The organism is Stenotrophomonas sp. X (assembly GCF_055721025.1).
This window is the reverse complement of the sequence record NZ_CM146756.1, coordinates 2115879-2135943: the sequence shown is the minus strand read 5'-3', so window position 1 is coordinate 2135943 and position 20065 is coordinate 2115879. Positions and strand designations below refer to the sequence as shown.

Sequence of the window (20065 nt, the reverse complement as noted above, 5' to 3'; positions counted from 1 at the left end):
CTATATTCCAGGAGACACGCAATGAAGTTCCTCGTCATCGGCGGTACCGGCCGCATCGGCAGCAAGGTGGTGGAGCGCCTGCGTGTCGCCGGGCATGAGATCGTGGTGGCAGCGCCCTCCACCGGGGTGGATGTGCTGACCGGTGAGGGCCTGGATGCCGCCATGGACGGCGTCGACGTGGTGGTGGACCTGGCCAACTCGCCCTCGTTCGAAGACGCAGCAGTGCTTTCGTTCTTCGTGACCGCCGGCCACAACATCCTTACCGCCGCCGCCCGTGCCGGCGTGCGCCACCATGTCGCGCTTTCTGTTGTGGGCACCGACAAGCTGGCGGCCAGTGGCTATTTCCGCGGCAAGATGGCCCAGGAGCGGCTGATCCGCGACTCGGGCCTGCCATACACCATCATCCATTCCACGCAGTTCTTCGAGTTCCTGCCGGGCATCATCCAGACCGCCGGCGACGGTAGGGTCGTGCGGCTGCCGGCCGCCGACGTGCAGCCGATTGCCGCCGAGGACGTTGCCGAAGCGGTGGCACGCATCGCGCAGCAGGCGCCAGCCAGTGGCGTGCTGGAGATCGCCGGGCCGCAGCGCAGCGCGATGGCGGATCTGGCCAGGCGCTATCTGCAACTGACGGGTGATTCCCGGCAGGTGGTGGCGGACGCCGATGCACTGTACTTCGGCGCGCCGCTGCAGATCGAGACGCTGGTGCCGGCCGGCCACGCGTGGCTGGGGCAGGTCGATTTCGAAGCCTGGCTGCATCAGTCCGGTCTGTTGCAGCCGCAGCCTGCCTGAGCGGCGAATCGATCGCCTGCCGCAGCTGCGTTTGATGGAGCCGTGCAATGACCGAGCTGAAGCCGCCTTCGCCTGCCATGCTGGACCGCTACCAGGGCGACGACGTGAAGCCGCTGTACACCGGCCGCGTGCGGGTGAGCGGAGGCCAGGCCCAGCATGGGCGGGCGTCCGGCGTCGTGCGATCGGACGACGGTGCACTGGCGGTGGACCTGCGCCTGCCGCCGGAGCTCGGCGGGCCTGGCGGCGGCGCCAATCCTGAGCAGCTGCTGGCTGCGGGCTATGCCGGCTGCTTCCACGGTGCCATGGTGCTGGTGGCCGCGCGCGCCGGCCTGCTGCTGCACAACCCCAGCATCGAAGTGGCGGTCACCTTCGCCCGTGATCCGGCAGATGGGCTGTACCTGCTGTCGGCCGAGATCGTGGTACATCTTCCCGGCATGGATGAGAACCTGGCCTGCGAACTCGTTCGCAACACCGAACGCGTCTGCCCATACGCCAAGATGTTCCATCGTGGCATCAGCCATGCGGTGCATGTGCGGGTCGGCCCGCAGGCTTCGCCTCTGTAGAGTCGAGCCATGCTCGACCATGGGAAGACCCTGGCCCTGACGATTACACGGCAAGGCCGTATGCCGCCCCTGCCAACCTCGGCTACGATGGCCGGGGCCGGCATCCGCGCCGGCTGGGCAGGGGGCGCAATGGACATGCAGGCACGGGGCGGATTCGTTCCGCCCGCGAAGACCGATTCGCAGGAACTCACGTTCCACTGGCTCTACCAGCGGGTGCAGGGGCTGGTTGAGCACAGCATCTAGCCCAAGGCGGGCAGGGTGGAGACGTGGGCGTTCCGCATCGGCATGGGTGCGGCGATCATCGGCATTCTCATTGGTCAGCTTCCGGATCGATGGCTGCCTGTTGGCGCAGTGCTCCAGGTGGTGGTTGCCTGCCTGGCAATCGAAATCGGAGGGTTCATTGTCGGTGGCGTCCTGGCCGCCCGCAGGGGCATTCGCCAGTTCAGCCAGCCGCGGCTCTCGCACGCCCGGGAGATGGATGAAGACTTCGCTCACTGGCAAGCGGTGGTGACCGAGCTTCGCGGATTCCCGCGCGTCCAGCGCGAGCGGCGACTCAAGTTCGTCAGCACCTTGCGCACAAACATGATTGAGCGCATGGGCATGATGTATGGCGGCCTGCAGCGGCTGGGACCATTCCCGCTGTTGATTGCCCTCTATCTGCAGTTCCGTGGACGGAAATGGGGTGACTGGGCGGGCGCTTTCGATGTTGGCCTGCTAGGCGCACTGCTCATCTTCGCCATGGTGCTGCTGTACCTGCTGGGCTGGATGCTGATCGGCCTTCGCACCAGGCTCGATACCTACGTTGCCTTGTTGGAGGGCTCCATCCACGAGCCCGAACCCTCACAGCCAACGCTCTTGTAGCGTCGGCCTATCGTGTTCTTCATGTTGAGGGACAAACAGGATTGTGAGCCATCCAGTGAGGCATACGCATGGGCCAAGTTGGTAGGGTCGTACATTTCGCCGACTTCACAGATCTGTACCCCGCAGATGGGCATAGTGGCCCTTCGGTAGTGTGAGCGCGTCCATCCAGCCACGGGGTTTCCCGAACGCCAGGAGGTCACTGTGCCAAGTTGTGATGAAGGAATGAAGTTGACGCGTCGCCAGGTGATCGCCGGCGGCGTCACGACCGTGGCGATGTCCGCCGCACCGGGGGCATCATCGCTCGCCGCCGAACTGGCGGCGCCCCCGCCGCCCAGGCCGCCGGTCATCAGCACGGTGGCCTTGACCGTCAACGGCGAGCGGCGGGAACTTGAACTGGACACCCGGACCACGCTGCTCGATGCCCTGCGCGAACATCTGAAGCTGACTGGAACGAAAAAGGGCTGCGACCACGGTCAATGCGGTGCCTGTACCGTGCTGGTCAACGGTGAGCGCATCAATGCCTGCCTCAGCCTGGCAGTGCAGCACCAGGGCGATGCCATTACCACCATCGAAGGCCTCGGAACTCCCGATGACCTGCATCCGATGCAGGCCGCTTTCATCAAGCATGATGGCTACCAGTGCGGGTATTGCACGCCGGGGCAGATCTGTTCGGCGGTGGCGGTACTGGACGAAATCAAGCGGGGTGTCCCCAGCCATGTGCAGGCGGATGTCAGCGCACGGCCCCGGGCCACCAACATGGAAATGCGCGAACGCATGAGCGGCAACCTCTGCCGCTGCGGCGCCTATTCCAATATTGCCGAGGCGATGGCAGAGGTCGCTGGCGTCACCTCTGCAGGGAGGCGCGCATGAGGGCCTTCAGTTACGAACGCGCGAAATCCCCGGCCGAGGCCGCCAGGGCCGTCGCGGGTACCGAGGGCGCGAAGTTCCTGGCCGGAGGGACCAACCTGCTCGACCTGATGAAGCTGGAGGTCGAGACGCCAGCGCATCTGGTCGATGTGCAGGACATCGGCCTGGACAGGATTGAACCCACCGACGAGGGCGGCCTGCGCATCGGCACGCTGGTCACCAATACCGCGCTGGCCTCGCATGAGCGCGTGCGGCGCGACTACGCGGTGCTGACCCGCGCGATCGTGGCAGGCGCCTCCGGGCAGCTGCGCAACAAAGCCACCACCGGCGGCAACCTGCTGCAGCGCACGCGCTGCCCGTATTTCTACGACCCCAATCTGCCTTGCAACAAGCGCCTGCCCGGATCCGGCTGCGGCGCACTCCAGGGGTTCTCCCGGCAGATGGGCGTGATCGGCACCTCGGACAGCTGCATCGCGACCTATCCGGGCGACATGGCGGTGGCCCTGCGGGTGCTGGACGCCTCGATCCAGACCGTCAGGGGTGACGGCAGTACGCGCAGCATCCCGATTGCCGATTTCCATCGTTCCCCCGGCGACAGGCCGCAGCAGGACAACGTGCTGCAGCGCGGTGAGCTGATCACCCACGTCACGCTGCCGAAGCCCCTGGGCGGTCGGCACGTGTACCACAAGGTACGTGACCGCGCGTCCTATGCGTTCGCACTGGTGTCGGTCGCCGCGGTCGTGCAGCGTGACGGCTCGGCGCGGTTCACCTTCGGTGGGGTCGCGCCGAAGCCGTGGCGCGTCGAGGCAGCCGAACCGCTGCTGCGCGATGGCGTAAAGGCCGCGACCCGGCAGGTGTTCGCCGGTGCCCGCCCGACGCGGGAGAACGCGTTCAAGATCGCGCTCGCCGAGCGCACTCTCGCAGCCGTGCTGGTGGAAGGAGAGCGCTGATGCCCCTTGAATTCAACGCCCCCGCCGGCGACAACCTGTTCGACAAGGCCAAGGTCGTCGGCAAGTCGACGCCGCGCATCGACGGTCCACGCAAGACCACCGGTACCGCCCCCTATGCCTACGAGCGCCATGACGTGGCGCCGAACCAGACCTACGGCTACATCGTCGGTGCGGGCATCGGCAAGGGGCGCATCATTTCGATGGATGCCTCCCGCGCACGTGCCGCGCCCGGCGTACTGGCGGTCATCACCGCACCGGAAACCAAGCCGGTCGGCACATCGAACTGGAACAATGCACCGTTGTTCGGCGGAGCCGAGGTGGCCCACTACCACCAGGCCATCGCCTGCGTGGTGGCAGAGACCTTCGAGCAGGCCCGCGCCGCCGCGGCGCTGATCCGCACCCGCTACGAGCGCAGCAAGGGCCGCTTCAATTTCCGGGCTCTGGCACCGTCCGCGCCGCTGGCAAAGGGGCGTGACGGCAAGCCCGACCGGCAGGCGCTGGGCGATTTCGACACTGCCTACGCGAGCGCCGCGGTCAAGCTCGACGAGACTTACCACACCTCCGACGAAAGTCATTCGATGATGGAGCCGCACGCCACCATCGCCGCCTGGGAGGGTGACACGCTTACGCTGTGGACGGCGAACCAGATGATCGACTGGGCCAGGCAGGGCATGGCGGCGATCCTCGGCATCGATCCTGCCAAGGTGCGTGTGGACTCGCCCTATATCGGCGGCGGCTTCGGCGGCAAGCTGTTCATCCGTGCCGACGCGGTGCTGGCCGCGCTGGCGGCCAAGCAGGTCGGGCGGCCGGTGAAGATCGCGCTGCAACGCCCGTTGATGCCCAACAACACCACGCACCGGCACGCCACCCTCCAGCGCGTGCGGATCGGCTGCGGAAAGGATGGCCGGATCTCCGCCATCGCCCATGAGAACTGGTCGGGCAATATCAACGGCGAGGATGGCGAAAACGGCACCCTGCAGACGCCCAAGCTCTATGCAGGCGCCAATCGCCTGGTGGCCAATTACATCGCCACGCTCGACATGCCCGAAGGCAATGCGATGCGCGCACCGGGCGAAGCACCGGGCCACATGGCGCTGGAAGTAGCGATGGACGAAATGGCCGAGAAGCTGGGCCTCGACCCGATCGCGTTCCGCATCCTCAACGAGCCCGAGGTCGTGCCCGGCGATCCGTCCAAGAAGTTCTCCGACCGCAACCTGGTGCGCTGCCTGCGCGAAGGCGCGGAGCGCTTCAACTGGAGCAAGCGCAACCCCAGGCCGGCGCAGGTCAGGGAAGGGGACTGGCTGATCGGCATGGGCGTGTCTGCGGGCTATCGCGGCGCACCGACAATGAAGTCGGCGGCGCGGGTCCGGCTTGACGGCCAGGGCGGGGTGATTGTCGAGACCGACATGACCGACATCGGCACCGGCTCCTACACAATCATCGCGCAGACGGCAGCCGAGACCATGGGCGTGCCACTGGACCGGGTCCAGGTGACCCTCGGTGACTCCCGTCATCCCGCCTCCGCCGGTTCCGGCGGCCAGTGGGGCGCGGCAAGCTCCACCGCGGGCGTGTACGCGGCGTGCGTCAGCCTGCGCCGCAAGGTGGGCGAGAAACTGGGCTTCGACGGCGACACCGCAGACTTCGCCAATGGCCGCATCCAGGTGGGTGGGCGGACCATCAAGCTGGCGGAGGCGGGCACACTGTCGGCGGAGGACGGCATTGCCTTCGGCGACTTCAAGCAAGGCTACGACGTCGGCACCTATGCAGGGCATTTCTGCGAGGTTGCTGTGCATGCCTACACGGGAGAGACACGCATCCGCCGCATGCTTGCCGTATGCGATGGCGGCCGGATCCTCAATCCGCTCTCCGCACGCAGCCAGGTCATCGGCGGGATGGTGATGGGGGCGGGCGCGACCCTGATGGAGGAGCTGGTGGTCGACAAACGGCTGGGCTTGTTCATCAACCATGACCTGGCCGGCTACGAGGTTCCCGTGCACGCCGACATCCCGTATCAGGAGGTGGTCTTCCTCGACACGCTGGATCCGGTGATCTCGCCGATGAAGGCCAAGGGCGTGGGTGAACTGGGCATCTGCGGGGTTGGCGCCGCGATCGCCAATGCGGTCTACAACGCAACCGGCGTGCGCGTGCGCGACTATCCCATTACCCTGGACAAGCTGTTGCCCGGCTTGCCCGACGTGGGCTGATCCTTGCGCATGGACCGACCCGCAGCCTCGCCCACTCTGGAGGCCTCCGCCGCAGGCGGAGGGGAGCCCTGCGATCTTGCCGAGCACCTGTCCGCAGCGCTGGGCTTCCTCGCCGAAGGCAGCCCGCGCGGCGTGCTCGAGACGGCCTTGACGCGCGTGCGCGCGGGCGAGCACGCCGTGCTCGCGCTGGTGCTGGAAACCGATGGCTCCACCTACGCCGGTGCCGGCGACATGGCGCTGTTCTGCAACGGCAGCCAGGTCGGCTGGCTGAGCGGCGGATGCCTGGAGCCCGAGCTCGCGCGACGCGCGGAGCAGGTGAGCGCGGCAGGGCGGGTCGACTGGATCGAGATCGACACCCGCAGTGACGACGACCTGTTGAGTGGGTCCGCGCTCGGCTGCCGCGGCCGGCTGCGGATGGCGCTCCTGCCATTGCGTGCCATGGCCGGCATCGACGACGTCATCGAGGCTTGGTTGCGCGAGGGTGTGTCACTCCAGCGCGACCTGCGCACGTCGGGGCAGGTCGTTTTCCGTGCCGGCAATCACGAGCAGGCGTGGCAGCTGCATCCGATGGAGGGTACGCAGCCCTTTGGTGAGGGTGCTTGGCGTCTGTCGTTGCCCCGGCTTCCGCGGGCCCTGGTGTTGGGGGGCGGTCCCGAAACGCCCTTCCTGGTTCCGCTGCTGCGCGGCCTGGGGTGGCGGGTCAGCGTGGCCGAACGGCGAGCGCGCTGGGCCTCAGCCGGGCAGTGCGCGGATGCGCATCTTCAGACCAACCCTGCCGAAGCCCTTCATGGCGACCCGTGCGACGCGGCACTGGTGATGCATCACGATTTCGAGCTGGATCGGGAGGCGCTGGTGGCCCTGGCTGATACCAAAGTTGCGTTCATTGGACTGCTGGGTCCGCGGCGAAGGCGCGAGGACCTGTTCAAGCTGCTGACACCGGATCAGCGCCACCGCCTTTCCCCGAGACTTCGATCACCGGTCGGCCTGGACATCGGCGGCCGAGGGCCCGAGGCAATTTCGCTCAGCATCGCCGCGCAGCTGCAGCAATGGCGAAGCGCGCACTGCAGGTGACTAACGCGCATGCGGTCGTCGTGCTTGCTGCCGGCGGGAGCACCCGACTTGGCCAGCCCAAGCAGCTTCTGACCCGGCAGGGCGAGACCCTGGTACATCGCGTGGTGCGGTTGGCGCGCGAGCTCGCGCCAGCGCAGGTACTGGTCGTGGTGGGCGCGAACGCACAGGCCGTGACATCCAGCATTACCGGGCTGGGCGCCACTACGGTAACCAACCACCACTGGGAACGCGGCCTGGCGAGCAGTCTGCAGGTTGCCGGCGTACAGCTGCTGCCCACGGTGACCGCGGTGATGGTCGTGGCATGCGACCAGCCCGCAATCGAGCGCTCCCATCTGCAGGCGCTGCTTTCGGGGGCCCGCGTCTCGGCGTCAGGGTGCGCGGGTACCCGTCATGGAAACGCGCTTGGCATTCCTGCAGTTGTGCCGCGTGCATGGTTCAACTCTGCGGGTGCAAGCGGTGACCGCGGCTTTGGAGCGCGCCTGCGGCAACTTCCTGTCGATACGGTGCATGTCCTACAGGCACCGGAACTGGGCCTGGATATCGATACGCCAGAAGATCTTGCGCGCGCGCGCGATGCGGGCTGGATCGATGCCGAGGTCGAGTCGCACGATCACGGTGCCAACGCCCGTCGCGCAGGTGACTAGCGGTAGAGCCGGAGCCCGAACCCTCGCTGCCCGCAGCCCTGTAGAGTCGAGCCATGCTCGACTACGGCACGCCACATCGCGCCCCATCAGGCACATCACTGGCAAGAATCTGCAGCACCCGATCCAACAGAACAGGTTCCGGCACGCCAGCCAGTACCTGCTCCAGGTAATCCAATGGCTCCAACTGCCATTCGAGGAACGCCCGCAACCGCATAACGGCAGGCGCCCGCTGCTTCGCGTCCAGTGAGACCTGCAACAGCAGATGTTGCGAGCGCCTCTCCAGCCACAGCACGGGTATGCCTCGGCAATGAACCTGGAACTCGGCATCTCGATGCCGCTCAACGAACTGGAAGCCCTGTCGTGGCCGAGAGTCCACGAACTGCATCGCCTGGCTGCGCAACTGTGAGAATCGATCGTCGTTGATGCTTTGGAACGCGACAGGCGAGGGCACCGGTGGCGCTGGCCACAGCGCCTGTGCAGCAACCACCACCACAAGACAGAGCGCGTTGGCCGCCCAGCGGCACCACGCCACTCAGCCCTCCGGATGCAGTCGGGTACTGGCGTGTGCGGTAAGGCCGATTCCGGCCATGATCAGGCCCTCCATCACGCGCGGGCCAACGTACTGCTCCAGCTCGCCGTTCTCGCGGGCACGCTGTGCGGCCAGCAGGATCTCCAGCACCACGCGAAGACCCGCCAGCGAGCAGTCGGTATCCGCCAAGGCGATGCGTCGGCCCGGCATCTGATGCCGTTCCGGCCAGGGCTGACCATCGGAGGCGGCGCCGGAGCTGATGCTGTGCAGCAGGGCGATGAGGGTGTTCGGGTCCAAGGCAGGACCGTTGGCAGGCGCGTCGTGGATGGGGTGCGGGGCAGGGGAGGGGGGCTGGGTCATGGCGGGGCTCCTTGCGTGCATGCAGAAGCCGCCACCGATAAAGGTGGCGGACGATGCGTGGTTCGAAACCCCGTGTGTGGATGACCGGGCAGGCGCAAGGCCTCCACGCACCGCCCGCCATAGCCGACTGACGGATTGCCAGCCGGCACCGCGCGAAGCAGTGCCGGCTGGCAAGTGCGAGCAACATCCACACAACCGGGGTTTCGAATCCCGACCACCGATGCACGGTGGCAGGGCAAGGAATACGCGGACCTATGCGTGATGCCAATGCAGTAGGGCTGATGACGTCACCACTTTCAACATTTTCAGAATCGTTGCATACGACGAAACCAAGCTGGAGCCTTGCGCTGCAACGCTATCGACCATGTCGGTGGTGCAGCTCTGCGCGCTGTCGGCATCCGCCCGGCGGGGCTGTGTGCAAGGCAAATGCGACAGGCGTGTCCAGCAATGCGCTACCAATTGCGCGTGACGCGTCACGTTAATAGGTGAAATCTGCGAAGCAAAGCGCTGCGTGTCACCATGTGGCGGGGCGAATCATCTGCACAATGCCCCTTGGTACCTCATGGACGCATCCGCCCAAGAAGGTTTTCATGTCTGGCATGACTGACGGGCAGCAACTACGCAACGCGCAATGGGGCAAGGTGTCGCGCCTGTTCAAGCCTGCGATGATCATTAGCGCGACGCTGGCGGCAAGCGCAGAAACGCTCTATCGCACAGGGGTATACCCGCGAGCCATCTTCGAGGCGGGCAGCGCTGATGCTCGAACCTGGTTGTATGTGGCATTGATGTACCTGATCGCCTTTCCAGTACTGTTTCTTTGGATGAGGCGACTGCTCGCAGGCTATCCCATGCCATGGAACCCGCCATTGAAGCGATGGTTGCTGGGTACCTTCTCCCTGATCCTCTGCAGCGGAATGATCATGCTGCCGGTCATCGTGCTGACTGTTGGAGGCAGCGCTGCAGGTCGCGGCAAAGGGCTGTATCAGCTGTTCACCGGCAGTCTCTTCGGCACATTCCTTGTGGGAACGGTGCTCGCCTACGGAGCGGCCCTGGGTGCATGGCTGCTGTTTATCGGAACCCCCAGGCTGCTCTTCCCCAAGCCGGGCTCCCGCTAGGCCGGCTGCGATAGTTTCCTGGAAGTGCAGGTGTTCGAGCCCACACCTGCTGCCGGGTCGTCAGTAGCCCTTCAACGCCGCCTTGGTTCGCTCCAGCCATGCGGCATTGTGGCTCCGCGCGTGGCGCGACCAGTGCTGGGCATCGTCGATGATGCTGGCGAACAGGCTGCGGGCTTGCTCGCGATCGTCGGGTTGCGGCTGCGCCATCAGCCATTCGGCGTAGAGGCAGCGAGCGGCCGCATCGTTTCCGCATTCGACGGCGCGCTCGAACGCGGCGCGGGTGCCGGGCGCCTGGGTAGCTGCCAGTGCCTGCGCGTAAAGCAGGGTCTGTTCCGGCTTGCGGCGCACATCCGGATGGCGGGCGAACAAGCCGTCCAGCGTCTCCGCCGCAAGCGCGGGCTGCCCGGAATCGAGGCGGGCACGCGCCAGGCCGGTCAGAATGTAGGGATCGTCGCCCAGCGGCGAGTTGGCTGCCTGCTCAAGCAGGGTTCTGGCTTCCTCGGCTTGGCCGGCATCCAGCAGCGTCATGCCCAGGCGAACCCGGTTCTGCACGGTGGGCGTGCGGGCCAGTTCGGCACGGGCGTTGCGCAGGTCCTGGCCCGGGTCCATGAGCTGCTTGGCGGAACGGACGACCTGTCGGGCGCCGCGCGAGTGACGGACTTCCGGGAAATAGATCGCCAGGAAGTAGACGACACTGCCGAGCAGCGGGAACGAGAACAGCAGGATGAGCCAGTAGAGGCTCTGGCCCGAGCGGATGGCGTGCACCGCGAAGTAGATGGCGGCCAGTACGTGGAGTCCGATTCCGATATAGGGCATGTGGGGTGCCTCGTCCTTGTTAGGGGGGGAACTATAGTAGGGGAGGGGGGGGCGCCAATGAGGCGGGGGGTGAACGGGCGTGACGCGTCACGTTAATAGAGTGATTCTGCAGAGCGGAGCGCAGCATGCCACTATGTGGCGGGGCTGCATCGATGGAAGGGGATACATGGAACGTACGCAGAAGACGCTAACGATGGCTGATGTTGCTGGATGGGGTTCGGCGCTCGTCACCTTTGGATTGATTCAAGGGGCTTTGTACCTAAAGGAGTATTGGGGGCACTTCGGCCTGGATCCCTTTCAGTTTGTTGCGGTGAGTGAGCTTGCACTGGCAGGGCTTGCTGGGATCGGCATGGTGTTATTTCTCATGCTGCTGGCCTCGCTGCTTGGCGGCTGGGTGGAGATGAAGGTCACGAGCGGCAGCTCCAAAAGCAAGCTGTTCGCATGGCTGTTTCCAGTGCTTTTCTTCGCTGTCCTGGGGCTGCTGCTTTGGTGGTCGAACACGTGGCCTCTTCTGATAGGGGTACTTCTGACGATCATCTGTGCGTTGATCGTGCATCTTTCGCCGGTGGTGCCCACCGCAGTGAAAGATTCCCCTTGGCTGATCTACGCCTTGGTGATGTTGGTCTACGTCTCGATAGCGTCAAGCATGCTTGGCTCCCAGCGTGCCGAGAAGATTTCCTCTGGCGGCGGCAAGCACGTGACGGCTGTGACTGTTGATGGAAAGGTGCAGGGCGACCTAAGCCTGATTGGTCGTCTTGGTGACAGCTATGCACTGTGGGACCCGGTGCGGAAGGCTACAGTGCTTGTGCCTGTTGGCGATGTTGGGAGGTTGGAGATTCTGCGAAAGGGTGTGATTCCTGCTCCGGCAGTCCAATAGGGCTGGATCTCGGCAAGCGCCAAGCTGAGAGTGGCAGTGCACTTCAGTACGGGGATAGCGATAAGGGATGTTTATCGGGGGTAGGGGCACGGAAGCTACGGACCCAAAGCGGACATCCATCAGTGCTTCTCCACGGCTCCTGAAATGCGTCCTGCTCAGCTCGGTGGCCCCGGCGATGCATCGGCTTGTTAACCGGACCCCGTCGCCCTAAGATCGGCCATGCCAATGGCATTGTTCGCCATACGGTGCGCTGTGGATGAATTGTATAGCCGGACCCAAGAATCCGGTTACTAGGTAGTTAGACCCCTGCATCCCCACTTCTACAACTCAAAGAAAAAATGGACTTCACTAAAGTAGCGACGATCACTATCGAGTTTGAAGCACTGCAGGATTTACTGGCGGAGCGAACGAACAACCCAATCGCTAACGCGGAAATTCCAGAAATGCTGCGTACCGCGATCCAGTCGGGCACCAAAGTACTTCTCACTGATGCTCTTAGCGACAACTCACTTGAGTTAAAACTTGGCGCTGACGGCAACTTCATGTATGAGCCAGCTGTCTAATAGTTCATCCAAGCCGACGCCGCTTCGCGGCGCGGACTAGTTCAGGCGTTGGGCGACACAGGAGGAAACATGCTTACTGAGAGAGTCCCGAACGAAACAATCTTCTACACTGGCGGCTCATTGGTACGACACGCCATCGCCGAGGGTGATCGGTTAAGCCTCCGCTCTGGAGATCAGAACGTGCTCGTACGGGACATAGCAATCATCGGTCTCGATCACTACGCTGGAACCATCTATGGGTTTGAGCCAAGTCATGCAATTGAGCATAACGGCCTCAGGCTAGATCAGCGGATCGAGTTCTGGGACAAGAATATCTTCGGCGTAGATGCCGTCTAACAATTTATTCAAGCCGAACCCGTCCTGCGGATCGGCTTAACTCTGATGTTAGCGCCTACACAGGAGAGTCCATGAGCACGCTATCGGGACCCGAAGACACATACAAACTCCTTGTCGAGCAGTCTCAGGATAATTGGTTGTATGGTCTTGTGGCCTTCGCCGTTCTTGAAGAACAGCGAATAGAGTGGATGCGCCACATAGAATCAAGAAGTGGCTCGCTACCTAGCTCTCAACAGATTCGAGACTGGTATCAGCAACAACCGGACTCAGTCCTTCTTCGAGTTCGTGGCACCGCTGAAAACGCATTGAAGGTATATGCAGAGGAGATCGCCGCGACGATAGAGGAGGACTATAAGAAAGACATTCTTAATGATGTGATTGTTTCGGAGATCCGCTCTAGCACCAAATTTTGGCCGCAGTTTGGCGCTAACGTTGCCGCAGGGATCGTAAGCACGCTTCTCTTCTCACTGCTCCTAGTACTGCTAGCATTGATTGTTCTTCGTGATCCATCGCCAGTCGCAATGGTCAAACAGGCCCAGGAGGCAACAAATGGCAACTGAAAAGACGTCAAAGCGCGCGGCATCGGCTGCGTCGAAAGTCTTGAGTGACAGTTCCAGTAGCAAGAAATCTAAATCAGCTGCGGGATCTGCACTGTCACAGTTCAAATCAAGCAATGTCACTTCCGCAAGCGCAGCCTCAGCCGCTTCGAGAACGCTGAGAGACTCGTCAACCAGCAAGAGTTCCAAGACTGCGGCCGGCTCGGCCCTTACTCAGCGGTCGGCCAAGAAGCGATAGTGGGCGCTAACAGTTTATTCAGGCCGAACTCGCTTTGCGGGTCTGCGTATTTCAGACGTTGGTCGATGCCCGCTTCTGGCCGGAAGCGGACAGTCGCGGAGTAGGGATTAGGAAGATTTATCAAGGGTAGGGTGGATGTCCGCTTGTGGCCGAGAGCGGCCACTTAGCTGTAGTCGTGCAAGACCCGGCGGCACTGCAATGCGGCGTCTTAGTAATGGCTGGGAGCAGTTGCGAAATGCTAAGGGCGAATGGCTCCGCTGCCGGGAGCCATGAATAAGAACCCTAGAAGGGTATGTCGACCGCAAACCGGAACTTGCCTTGATACCTGGCCCTCTTCTTTAGGAGCGCCGCCACTGAATCGGATAGTTCGGCTTCTTGATTCAGCAGGTCGATAGTGAACTGATCTTCATTCAGTTCGATCTCCAGGAAATCATCCTTAACCCCTAGCTCGATGGAAGACACTTCACCGTAAACCCCAGTCAATCGGCGCAACGCCTCATTGATCCTCCAGGTCAGCATGCCCTTCATGGCTTTTGAGAAATAGGAACGGACATGCACATTGGACTTGATTGCCTCATAGGACCGTCCCACCAACTCGGCGAAGAACTCCGACGAAGGTGCCGTAGACTCTGTAAGACACTTCAAATATTGGGGTAGGGCGCTCGCCTGAACAAAGTGCACCAAGGCGGACAGCTCTCTTCGATTAACCATGTAGCGAGATAGATGGGTAATTCCATCAATTTCGGTCACAGTCGGTGCATTTCCTTTGTAGAAGACATCTACCAAGGGGGCATCCACGATGGAAAGCAAGGTGAAGTGGTAGAGCCGCTTCTTGTTCTTTGCCCTGTTTGGCAAAGACTCCATCTCATGGTCCAGCGCCTTCATCACACTAACGATCGAGCCAAAAATCTGATCATCGTTCTGCGAGGTAACTGGCGCCGTCACAACAGGCTGCGGCACTGCAGCGTCACGCTTCGCAGCACCTCTATTCTTTGCTTGATTCTGCTGAGTCACTCCAAGCTGCTGAAAAGCAAAGACGGATCTTGTTGCAGTGAATAGGTCCTCGTAGCTACCGCCCAGAGCGCCGTAGAGATCTTTTCGCCAATCTTCCGTATTCATGTACGTACGCAAAGGTTCAACGTCCGTCCAGAAGTGCACAGGATTCCAATCATAATTCGGGTCTTGGCGGGGCTTCTCTTCAGTAAGGAAGGCCCATGTACGCGCTTCATCCTTCTTGCAGCTTGCGAGAACTGCCGACACCACATCCAAGTCTCTACTTGCAACAGTCCTGTAAGCGATTAGATCTAGCTCTCGGGCACGCCCGTCCACATCGTCTGCGTAGTAGCGGCTTCCTATGGTTGTCCATCGGGACTTCTTGAAGGCGTCTGCAACGACATGCTCAAGAATGAAGCCCGTCTTTTCTAGAGCTGCCGGTATCTGGTCTAGGGGCACGACCTGTCGCTTGGGTAGCATTACGGATCCTCCGAGGGTTTCATTCCTGATGAGGATCCCAGTTTAGCGGGGTGTGGGGGCAGCGCCCCTACGAAAGCGCCTCACACGCGCTGGCGAGGTTTACGCCCCGGTACCGTCAGGACGCCTATCGATAGGTCGGCGTCAGGGCCAGTCATCGCCACCGCCGAACGCTGTTTGCGCTGGCTCACAACGTCCCGCAGATTAACGACAGTGGCAGGATGATGGCGACTGCCGGCATCGCGATTACGTCCATCCAAGTCGATACGTTGTCGGGGGAGCGAGCAGGCAGGCAAGAGCCGAGCCAGAGGCCCAGCCATTGCCACGCCGAAGACACGAACGCGGCCACAGACCGATACGGCATTTCGCATAATGTATATTATGTTCATTACGCCATTGCCCGATCCAGGCTTCACCAGTCACGCCCCTGATTCACTCCAGGCGCCGGCCTGATTGTCAGTGATTCGATCACTGCCAACCGCCCTTTGGGCTTCCCTCAACCTCTGCAGGAATGGCAAAGGATCTTGCGGATCTGACAGTGGCCGGTAAAGACGGCTTTGCGGGCGTAGTTTTGCCGCTGATCTTGCCGTGGCTGCACGCCAGCCTGGCAAGAGCGCTTTCGCCGATTCGGCACCAACGACCGAGGCCTCAGGAGCGCGTTCTGGCACCCCAGCCGTAGCCACTCACTGGTCGTGACGCGTCACGCTATTCGGCTCGTTCCATGCCGGCGAGCTCCATGCCATCTAGGCGCGGGCCCGCGTCGATGCGCTGAGGATGAGGGACATCCTCAGGAACTGTGCAGCCAGCCTCGGCTGGATATCGCCGGCCACGTGCGACCAACGCATCGCATCACAGGAACGTGTGCATCACAAAGACATCCACCAAGCCCAGCGTCCCATGCCGGAACGCCTTTGGTAGCGTTCGCACCACCTCGAACCCCAGCTTCCGGTACAGCGCCACCGCCGGGCCATTGGTACTGACCACGTAATTGAACTGCATGGCCAGGAATCCTTCCGCCCTCGCCCGTTCCAGACTGTGTTCCACCAGCGCCCGGCCCACGCCTTGCCCTTGTGTCGGCGCATCCACCACATACGTGGCGCTGGCCACATGCGCCCCCAGATCAGGGAAGTTCGGGCCCATCTTGTACATGCCCACCACTCGGCCCTGCAGAACGGCCACATAAGGTGTCTGCGACAGGAACCAGTGCGCGCGAAAGGTTTCGACCTCAAAAGAGGAGGCAAAAGGCAGCGCATCCTGCGCCGCAATGGCCGTCTTGAACATACCCCACATCGCGTCGAAATCGCCTGCACGGGCGGGCCGGATCTCCATGCGTCTCCTGCAGATCTGTGGTGATGACCAGACCGGACACTACCAGAATCCAGCCCCTGCCCCATGGCTGCTTCACGCGCCACCGCCATCACCTCCGCAATAGTTGTGGAAATTCCGGCCCTCAGAGCAGTAGATGTCTCCTGTTTCCGTGCACATCCCGCACCGGCTTCGACGGTGGCGCGTTCCCGCCTACGTCCTGCTGGGCATCTACCTGCTGTACCTGCTGGCCGGCAACATCTTCCTCAATACCCCGCTGTTCGATCAGGTCACCAACCGCAAGCCGCACAAGTTCGTGATGACCACCGGCCCGGCCATCACGCTGCTGCCCGGCCATGTCATCGCCTGGAACGTGCACATGCGCGGCCACGTGAACCACACGGTCTACGTGCTGCATGCCGAGCGCGCCAGCGCCCGGTTGGCGGTGCTGCCCCTGTTCCAGCGCGAGGTACGGGTTCCGCGCTTGCAGGCGACGGGGGTTTCCGCCGAGATCAGCCGCGTCGAAGAAGCCATCCCGCCACCGCCGCGCAGCGACCGCGGCTGGACGCTCCGTTTCGATGCCATCCACAGCGACAGCATCCGCAGCGCACGCTTTGGCAAGTTGCTGATCATTGGCAACGGCCGGGGTACGGTGGGCTTCCTCAAGCAGCTGCGCGGCGGGCCGTCGGAGCTCTTCGAATCCGAGGTGGCGTTCAGCGATGCGGACACCAGTTTTGACGGCGTGCAGCTGTTGGGCGACATGGATCTCACCGCGCGCTTCAGCTATCCGCGCCACTATCGGGACCAGGCGCCCGGTCTGGCCAAGTTGAAGTTGCTGCATGCCCAGCTCGAGGTCGACGCCCGCAGCCAGGGCCTGCGCATGGACACGGATGCCACAACGCCGAAGATATCCAGCGCGCCCGTGCCCGGACGCCTGCAGCTGGCGCTGCACCTGATTGACGGCCAGCTGCAGCCCGCGGACCGCGCAATCTGGCAGGTGCCACTCTACCTGGGTGACGGCGCCCCCGATCGCGGCGTGCTGGCCCTGCAGCTCAATGTGTCCAACGACCTGCGCCTGCAGGCCCGCCTGCCGCCAAAGCCCGGCTCAGGCAGCGAAGTGGATGCCGATCTGCACATCAGTGGCCGGAACATTCCCTTCCAGCAGCCCGCCCAGCTGCTGGAACGCAGCTCCGGCACAGTGCGCGGCGAATGGACGTTCACTTCGCTCAACTGGATCCCTGCCCTGTTCGTTCGCAAGCCGTGGCTGCAGCTGGACGGCGGCGGCACGCTGAAGGCGGACCTGCGCGTGCGCAACGGCGAACTGATCGAAGGCAGCACCGTGGACATTCCGGCCGCCGAAGCCGTGGCCGAAGTCGCCGGCGTACGACTGGCGGGCACGGCCAGCGCCCATGGCGAACTGAAGGCCGGCAGCCCCAGCCAGGCACAGCTGGCTGTCCGGCTGCCACGATTCACTGCGCGGCCAACCGATGCCAAGGATGTGCGCCTGTTCGACGGCCGTGATCTGGCACTGGACCTGACCGGCGATGGTCGCCTGCAGGAGCTGCGCAAGGGTGTCCGCGCGCACCTGCGCTTCAGCCAAGCAACGATTCCCGACCTGGCCGCCTACAACCGCTACCTGGGCTCGCCGCAGGTGCGAATGCTCCGTGGCACCGGCAGCCTGAGCGGCGATGCCACGCTCGACACCGATGGACGCGTCGGCCACGGCACTGCCCGGCTGCTGGGGCGCAATGCCAGCGCCAAGGTGGCAGGGTTGGACATGGGCGGCGACGTCGACGTGAAGGCAACGCTGCGCCGCGGTGACTTCAATCAGCGTCATTTCGATCTGTCCGGCACCACCATCGAGCTGAGCAATGTGCAGGTGGCGGATACAGAGCAAACAAGCGCATGGAAAGGCCGCGTGGCCTTCAAGCGTGGCCGCATCGACGCGCAGTCGCCCTTCCAGGTCGATGCCACCACGGATCTGGATCTCAGCGATGCCCGCCCGTTGCTTGCACTGTTCGCAGAGCGTACCGACTACCCGCGCTGGACCCTGTCGCTGTTGGATTCCGGCCAGGTGCAGGCACGGGCGACGCTGCGCTGGCGCCCGGGCCATCTGATCATCGATGGATTGCAGGCCGAGAACGATCGGCTTTCGGTACGCGCGCGGCTGGATCTGCTCGACCAGCGCAAGCGCGGTGATCTCTACCTGCGCTGGGGGCTGCTGGGTGCGGGCATCGAGCTGGACGGTGACCAGCGCCAATGGCACCTGGCCAGGGCACGCGAGTGGTTTGACCAGCGACCTTCCCTGTTGCCAGCGAGCCAGGGAGCCGGTGCCGTCGGCTCTTCAGATTGAAGGCCGACAGCCTGCATCCATTCGCGGCCCCTGTGCGTAGACAGGCCGCATACGTATCAAGGAGCTGCACGGTATGAAGCGGAGTTCACAGGTTTCCGGACTTCTGGGATGGGTGGCGATCACCTTCGTTGCGGCAACCCTGGGGGCGTGGGCGTCCACGTCCGCGGCAAGCTTCTACGCCAGCCTTGCCCTCCCCGCATGGGCACCACCGGCCAGCGTCTTTGGCCCGGTGTGGACACTGCTCTACGCCATGATGGCGGTTGCCGCGTGGCTGGTCTGGCGCGAACGCGGTTGGCGCGGCGCACGGCCCGCGCTGCTGCTCTATCTGGTGCAGCTGGCCGTCAACGCGCTATGGAGCTGGCTGTTCTTCGGCTGGAAGCTGGGCGCGCTTGCCTTCGCCGACATTCTTGTATTGATCGTGTTGGTGTGCGCGACGATCGTCATGTTCGCGCGCATCCGCCGGCTTGCGGCGGTGCTGCTGCTTCCTTACCTTGCCTGGATTTCGTTCGCCTCGGCGCTCAACTTCGCCGTCTGGCGGGCCAATCCCGGGCTGCTGTGATCTCTGCTGCTCACGCCTGGGCCACGGCCTGCGGGCGCCAGGTTCGCAGCAGGGCCGGCTTGAACGCCTGCTGCCCGCAACCGGTGGGGCACCTCACCACCCGCGCCGCGGTATGGCTGACCAGGCCCTGCCCTTCTTCTGCCTTGAAGATCGTCTCGCAGGAAAGGCAACGCGCTACCAGCGAGTACAGGTGCAGCAGCCGGCCGCTGGCAGGGTCCTGTAGTGCATCCACATCCAGCAGTTCAAATTGGCAGCTGTCAGGGAGCATGCGGTACTCGGGCGCGGATGCGGTCTGCAGGTTCACGGGCGTGGCATCTGTTGGAAGTGCAGTCACCGTAGGGCAGTCGCTGTCTAGCCGGCGTGCAGCGCAGATGTGCTGGCCGCGAAACCTGCACCGGCCCCCGCATCGAAATCTGCTAGGGTGCGCGCCGATGCCTACATCCACATTGCCAGCACAGCCCGATCACCCCATTGCCCTCAGCGCTGCCCTGAAAGCGCACACCCGAACGGCCCACGATCGCCTCGACCAGCACCTGTTGCAGCAACACATCTTCGCGTCGCGCCAGCGTTACCTCTGCTTCCTGCGCGTGCAATGGCACTTCCATAGCGCCGTTGCGCCGCTGTACCGGATGCAGGATCCGGGCGCGACCCGCTTGCCGCTGATCGAGGAGGATCTTCGCGACCTCGGCGCTTCCATGCCGGTACCCCATGCCTGGCAACCGCAGCCTCAAGCATTCTCGAAAGCGACCGTTCTGGGCTGGCGCTACGTGGCAGAGGGCTCGACGCTGGGAGCGTCCGTGCTGTTGAAGATGGCCGCTGCGTTGCAGCTTCATGCCGGGTACGGAGCGCGCCACCTGCGCCCTTCCAACCTCGGTGTGGCCGAGTACTGGAGACGCGAGCGGGAGGAGCTGGATGCGCTCGTTTTAAGTGGCCAGGAGCGCGCACAGGCATGCAGGGGCGCGACAGACGCCTTCCAGTTCATCCGTCGCTGCGTAGATGAAGAATTCAGGTTTGAATGAAAGCCCCTTCACATTCACG

General features: G+C 63.4%; 21 protein-coding genes. 15 read left to right on the top strand and 6 right to left on the bottom strand.

The window, feature by feature from the left end; genetic code table 11:
• Positions 1 to 21 precede the first annotated feature (21 nt).
• From ACZ75I_RS09815 to ACZ75I_RS09780, 8 genes are all read left to right on the top strand, one after another.
• Positions 22 to 789, top strand: coding sequence for an SDR family oxidoreductase (locus tag ACZ75I_RS09815; RefSeq protein ID WP_472959030.1), 768 nt, complete (start codon positions 22 to 24; stop codon positions 787 to 789).
• A gap of 47 nt (positions 790 to 836) precedes the next feature.
• The gene (locus ACZ75I_RS09810; RefSeq protein WP_069138534.1) at positions 837 to 1352 is read left to right on the top strand and encodes an Ohr family peroxiredoxin; all 516 of its coding nucleotides are present in this window, start codon (positions 837 to 839) and stop codon (positions 1350 to 1352) included.
• Positions 1353 to 1610: 258 nt separating this feature from the next.
• Positions 1611 to 2213 (top strand): hypothetical protein, encoded by a 603-nt coding sequence (locus ACZ75I_RS09805; protein WP_472959029.1) that lies wholly within the window; start codon positions 1611 to 1613, stop codon positions 2211 to 2213.
• A 222-nt stretch (positions 2214 to 2435) separates the two neighbouring features.
• Positions 2436 to 3083, top strand: a complete 648-nt coding sequence (paoA, locus tag ACZ75I_RS09800; protein WP_241885109.1) for an aldehyde dehydrogenase iron-sulfur subunit PaoA — start codon at positions 2436 to 2438, stop codon at positions 3081 to 3083.
• Positions 3080 to 4030: an FAD binding domain-containing protein gene (locus tag ACZ75I_RS09795; protein WP_472959028.1), complete on the top strand. Its 951-nt coding sequence runs from the start codon at positions 3080 to 3082 to the stop codon at positions 4028 to 4030. Before paoA ends, ACZ75I_RS09795 begins: the two co-directional genes overlap by 4 nt.
• Positions 4030 to 6234, top strand: a complete 2205-nt coding sequence (paoC, locus tag ACZ75I_RS09790; RefSeq protein WP_472959053.1) for an aldehyde oxidoreductase molybdenum-binding subunit PaoC — start codon at positions 4030 to 4032, stop codon at positions 6232 to 6234. Before ACZ75I_RS09795 ends, paoC begins: the two co-directional genes overlap by 1 nt.
• 9 nt (positions 6235 to 6243) lie before the next feature.
• Positions 6244 to 7305, top strand: coding sequence for an XdhC family protein (locus tag ACZ75I_RS09785; protein WP_472959027.1), 1062 nt, complete (start codon positions 6244 to 6246; stop codon positions 7303 to 7305).
• Positions 7281 to 7949 (top strand): nucleotidyltransferase family protein, encoded by a 669-nt coding sequence (locus ACZ75I_RS09780; protein WP_472959026.1) that lies wholly within the window; start codon positions 7281 to 7283, stop codon positions 7947 to 7949. The genes ACZ75I_RS09785 and ACZ75I_RS09780 overlap by 25 nt, the downstream gene beginning before the upstream one ends.
• A gap of 61 nt (positions 7950 to 8010) precedes the next feature.
• Here the strand turns inward: ACZ75I_RS09780 and ACZ75I_RS09775 are convergent, their stop codons facing one another.
• Positions 8011 to 8481: a hypothetical protein gene (locus tag ACZ75I_RS09775; RefSeq protein ID WP_472959025.1), complete on the bottom strand. Its 471-nt coding sequence runs from the start codon at positions 8479 to 8481 to the stop codon at positions 8011 to 8013.
• The gene (locus tag ACZ75I_RS09770) at positions 8482 to 8838 is read right to left on the bottom strand and encodes a hypothetical protein (protein WP_414604421.1); all 357 of its coding nucleotides are present in this window, start codon (positions 8836 to 8838) and stop codon (positions 8482 to 8484) included.
• Between the two features lie 590 nt (positions 8839 to 9428).
• Between ACZ75I_RS09770 and ACZ75I_RS09765 the strand changes: the two genes are divergently transcribed.
• Complete coding sequence (locus ACZ75I_RS09765; protein WP_414604420.1) at positions 9429 to 9953, top strand: transporter; 525 nt, start codon at positions 9429 to 9431, stop codon at positions 9951 to 9953.
• A gap of 60 nt (positions 9954 to 10013) precedes the next feature.
• Here the strand turns inward: ACZ75I_RS09765 and ACZ75I_RS09760 are convergent, their stop codons facing one another.
• A complete protein-coding gene (locus ACZ75I_RS09760) occupies positions 10014 to 10769 on the bottom strand; it encodes a tetratricopeptide repeat protein (protein ID WP_414604419.1) in 756 nt (251 codons plus the stop codon).
• Between the two features lie 166 nt (positions 10770 to 10935).
• Between ACZ75I_RS09760 and ACZ75I_RS09755 the strand changes: the two genes are divergently transcribed.
• The 3 genes from ACZ75I_RS09755 to ACZ75I_RS09745 all read left to right on the top strand — a co-directional run bounded on the left by ACZ75I_RS09755 (position 10936) and on the right by ACZ75I_RS09745 (position 13105).
• The gene (locus tag ACZ75I_RS09755; protein ID WP_151354706.1) at positions 10936 to 11646 is read left to right on the top strand and encodes a hypothetical protein; all 711 of its coding nucleotides are present in this window, start codon (positions 10936 to 10938) and stop codon (positions 11644 to 11646) included.
• 338 nt (positions 11647 to 11984) lie between these two features.
• A complete protein-coding gene (locus ACZ75I_RS09750) occupies positions 11985 to 12209 on the top strand; it encodes a hypothetical protein (protein WP_151354707.1) in 225 nt (74 codons plus the stop codon).
• A gap of 407 nt (positions 12210 to 12616) precedes the next feature.
• Entirely contained in the window at positions 12617 to 13105 is a 489-nt protein-coding gene (locus ACZ75I_RS09745) for a hypothetical protein (protein ID WP_151354708.1), read from the top strand.
• A 517-nt stretch (positions 13106 to 13622) separates the two neighbouring features.
• Here ACZ75I_RS09745 and ACZ75I_RS09740 read toward each other — a convergent pair.
• The gene (locus ACZ75I_RS09740) at positions 13623 to 14609 is read right to left on the bottom strand and encodes a hypothetical protein (RefSeq protein WP_472959024.1); all 987 of its coding nucleotides are present in this window, start codon (positions 14607 to 14609) and stop codon (positions 13623 to 13625) included.
• A 1050-nt stretch (positions 14610 to 15659) separates the two neighbouring features.
• Positions 15660 to 16139 (bottom strand): GNAT family N-acetyltransferase, encoded by a 480-nt coding sequence (locus ACZ75I_RS09735; protein WP_346476161.1) that lies wholly within the window; start codon positions 16137 to 16139, stop codon positions 15660 to 15662.
• A gap of 133 nt (positions 16140 to 16272) precedes the next feature.
• Between ACZ75I_RS09735 and ACZ75I_RS09730 the strand changes: the two genes are divergently transcribed.
• Entirely contained in the window at positions 16273 to 18468 is a 2196-nt protein-coding gene (locus tag ACZ75I_RS09730; RefSeq protein ID WP_472959023.1) for an AsmA family protein, read from the top strand.
• 73 nt (positions 18469 to 18541) lie between these two features.
• Positions 18542 to 19027, top strand: a complete 486-nt coding sequence (locus tag ACZ75I_RS09725) for a TspO/MBR family protein (protein ID WP_180867919.1) — start codon at positions 18542 to 18544, stop codon at positions 19025 to 19027.
• 10 nt (positions 19028 to 19037) lie between these two features.
• Here the strand turns inward: ACZ75I_RS09725 and ACZ75I_RS09720 are convergent, their stop codons facing one another.
• Positions 19038 to 19295, bottom strand: coding sequence for a hypothetical protein (locus ACZ75I_RS09720; RefSeq protein WP_194430490.1), 258 nt, complete (start codon positions 19293 to 19295; stop codon positions 19038 to 19040).
• A 163-nt stretch (positions 19296 to 19458) separates the two neighbouring features.
• Between ACZ75I_RS09720 and ACZ75I_RS09715 the strand changes: the two genes are divergently transcribed.
• The gene (locus tag ACZ75I_RS09715) at positions 19459 to 20046 is read left to right on the top strand and encodes a biliverdin-producing heme oxygenase (protein WP_346476162.1); all 588 of its coding nucleotides are present in this window, start codon (positions 19459 to 19461) and stop codon (positions 20044 to 20046) included.
• The last annotated feature ends 19 nt before the right edge of the window (positions 20047 to 20065 follow it).

Coding starts and splice junctions, on each gene's coding strand:
- ACZ75I_RS09815 (WP_472959030.1), top strand. CDS start 22: ATGAAGTTCCTCGTCATCGGCGGTACCGGCCGCATCGGCAGCAAGGTG.
- ACZ75I_RS09810 (WP_069138534.1), top strand. CDS start 837: ATGACCGAGCTGAAGCCGCCTTCGCCTGCCATGCTGGACCGCTACCAG.
- paoA (WP_241885109.1), top strand. CDS start 2,436: ATGAAGTTGACGCGTCGCCAGGTGATCGCCGGCGGCGTCACGACCGTG.
- ACZ75I_RS09795 (WP_472959028.1), top strand. CDS start 3,080: ATGAGGGCCTTCAGTTACGAACGCGCGAAATCCCCGGCCGAGGCCGCC.
- paoC (WP_472959053.1), top strand. CDS start 4,030: ATGCCCCTTGAATTCAACGCCCCCGCCGGCGACAACCTGTTCGACAAG.
- ACZ75I_RS09785 (WP_472959027.1), top strand. CDS start 6,244: ATGGACCGACCCGCAGCCTCGCCCACTCTGGAGGCCTCCGCCGCAGGC.
- ACZ75I_RS09780 (WP_472959026.1), top strand. CDS start 7,281: ATGGCGAAGCGCGCACTGCAGGTGACTAACGCGCATGCGGTCGTCGTG.
- ACZ75I_RS09770 (WP_414604421.1), bottom strand. CDS start 8,838: ATGACCCAGCCCCCCTCCCCTGCCCCGCACCCCATCCACGACGCGCCT.
- ACZ75I_RS09765 (WP_414604420.1), top strand. CDS start 9,429: ATGTCTGGCATGACTGACGGGCAGCAACTACGCAACGCGCAATGGGGC.
- ACZ75I_RS09760 (WP_414604419.1), bottom strand. CDS start 10,769: ATGCCCTATATCGGAATCGGACTCCACGTACTGGCCGCCATCTACTTC.
- ACZ75I_RS09755 (WP_151354706.1), top strand. CDS start 10,936: ATGGAACGTACGCAGAAGACGCTAACGATGGCTGATGTTGCTGGATGG.
- ACZ75I_RS09750 (WP_151354707.1), top strand. CDS start 11,985: ATGGACTTCACTAAAGTAGCGACGATCACTATCGAGTTTGAAGCACTG.
- ACZ75I_RS09745 (WP_151354708.1), top strand. CDS start 12,617: ATGAGCACGCTATCGGGACCCGAAGACACATACAAACTCCTTGTCGAG.
- ACZ75I_RS09735 (WP_346476161.1), bottom strand. CDS start 16,139: ATGGAGATCCGGCCCGCCCGTGCAGGCGATTTCGACGCGATGTGGGGT.
- ACZ75I_RS09730 (WP_472959023.1), top strand. CDS start 16,273: ATGTCTCCTGTTTCCGTGCACATCCCGCACCGGCTTCGACGGTGGCGC.
- ACZ75I_RS09725 (WP_180867919.1), top strand. CDS start 18,542: ATGAAGCGGAGTTCACAGGTTTCCGGACTTCTGGGATGGGTGGCGATC.
- ACZ75I_RS09720 (WP_194430490.1), bottom strand. CDS start 19,295: ATGCTCCCTGACAGCTGCCAATTTGAACTGCTGGATGTGGATGCACTA.
- ACZ75I_RS09715 (WP_346476162.1), top strand. CDS start 19,459: ATGCCTACATCCACATTGCCAGCACAGCCCGATCACCCCATTGCCCTC.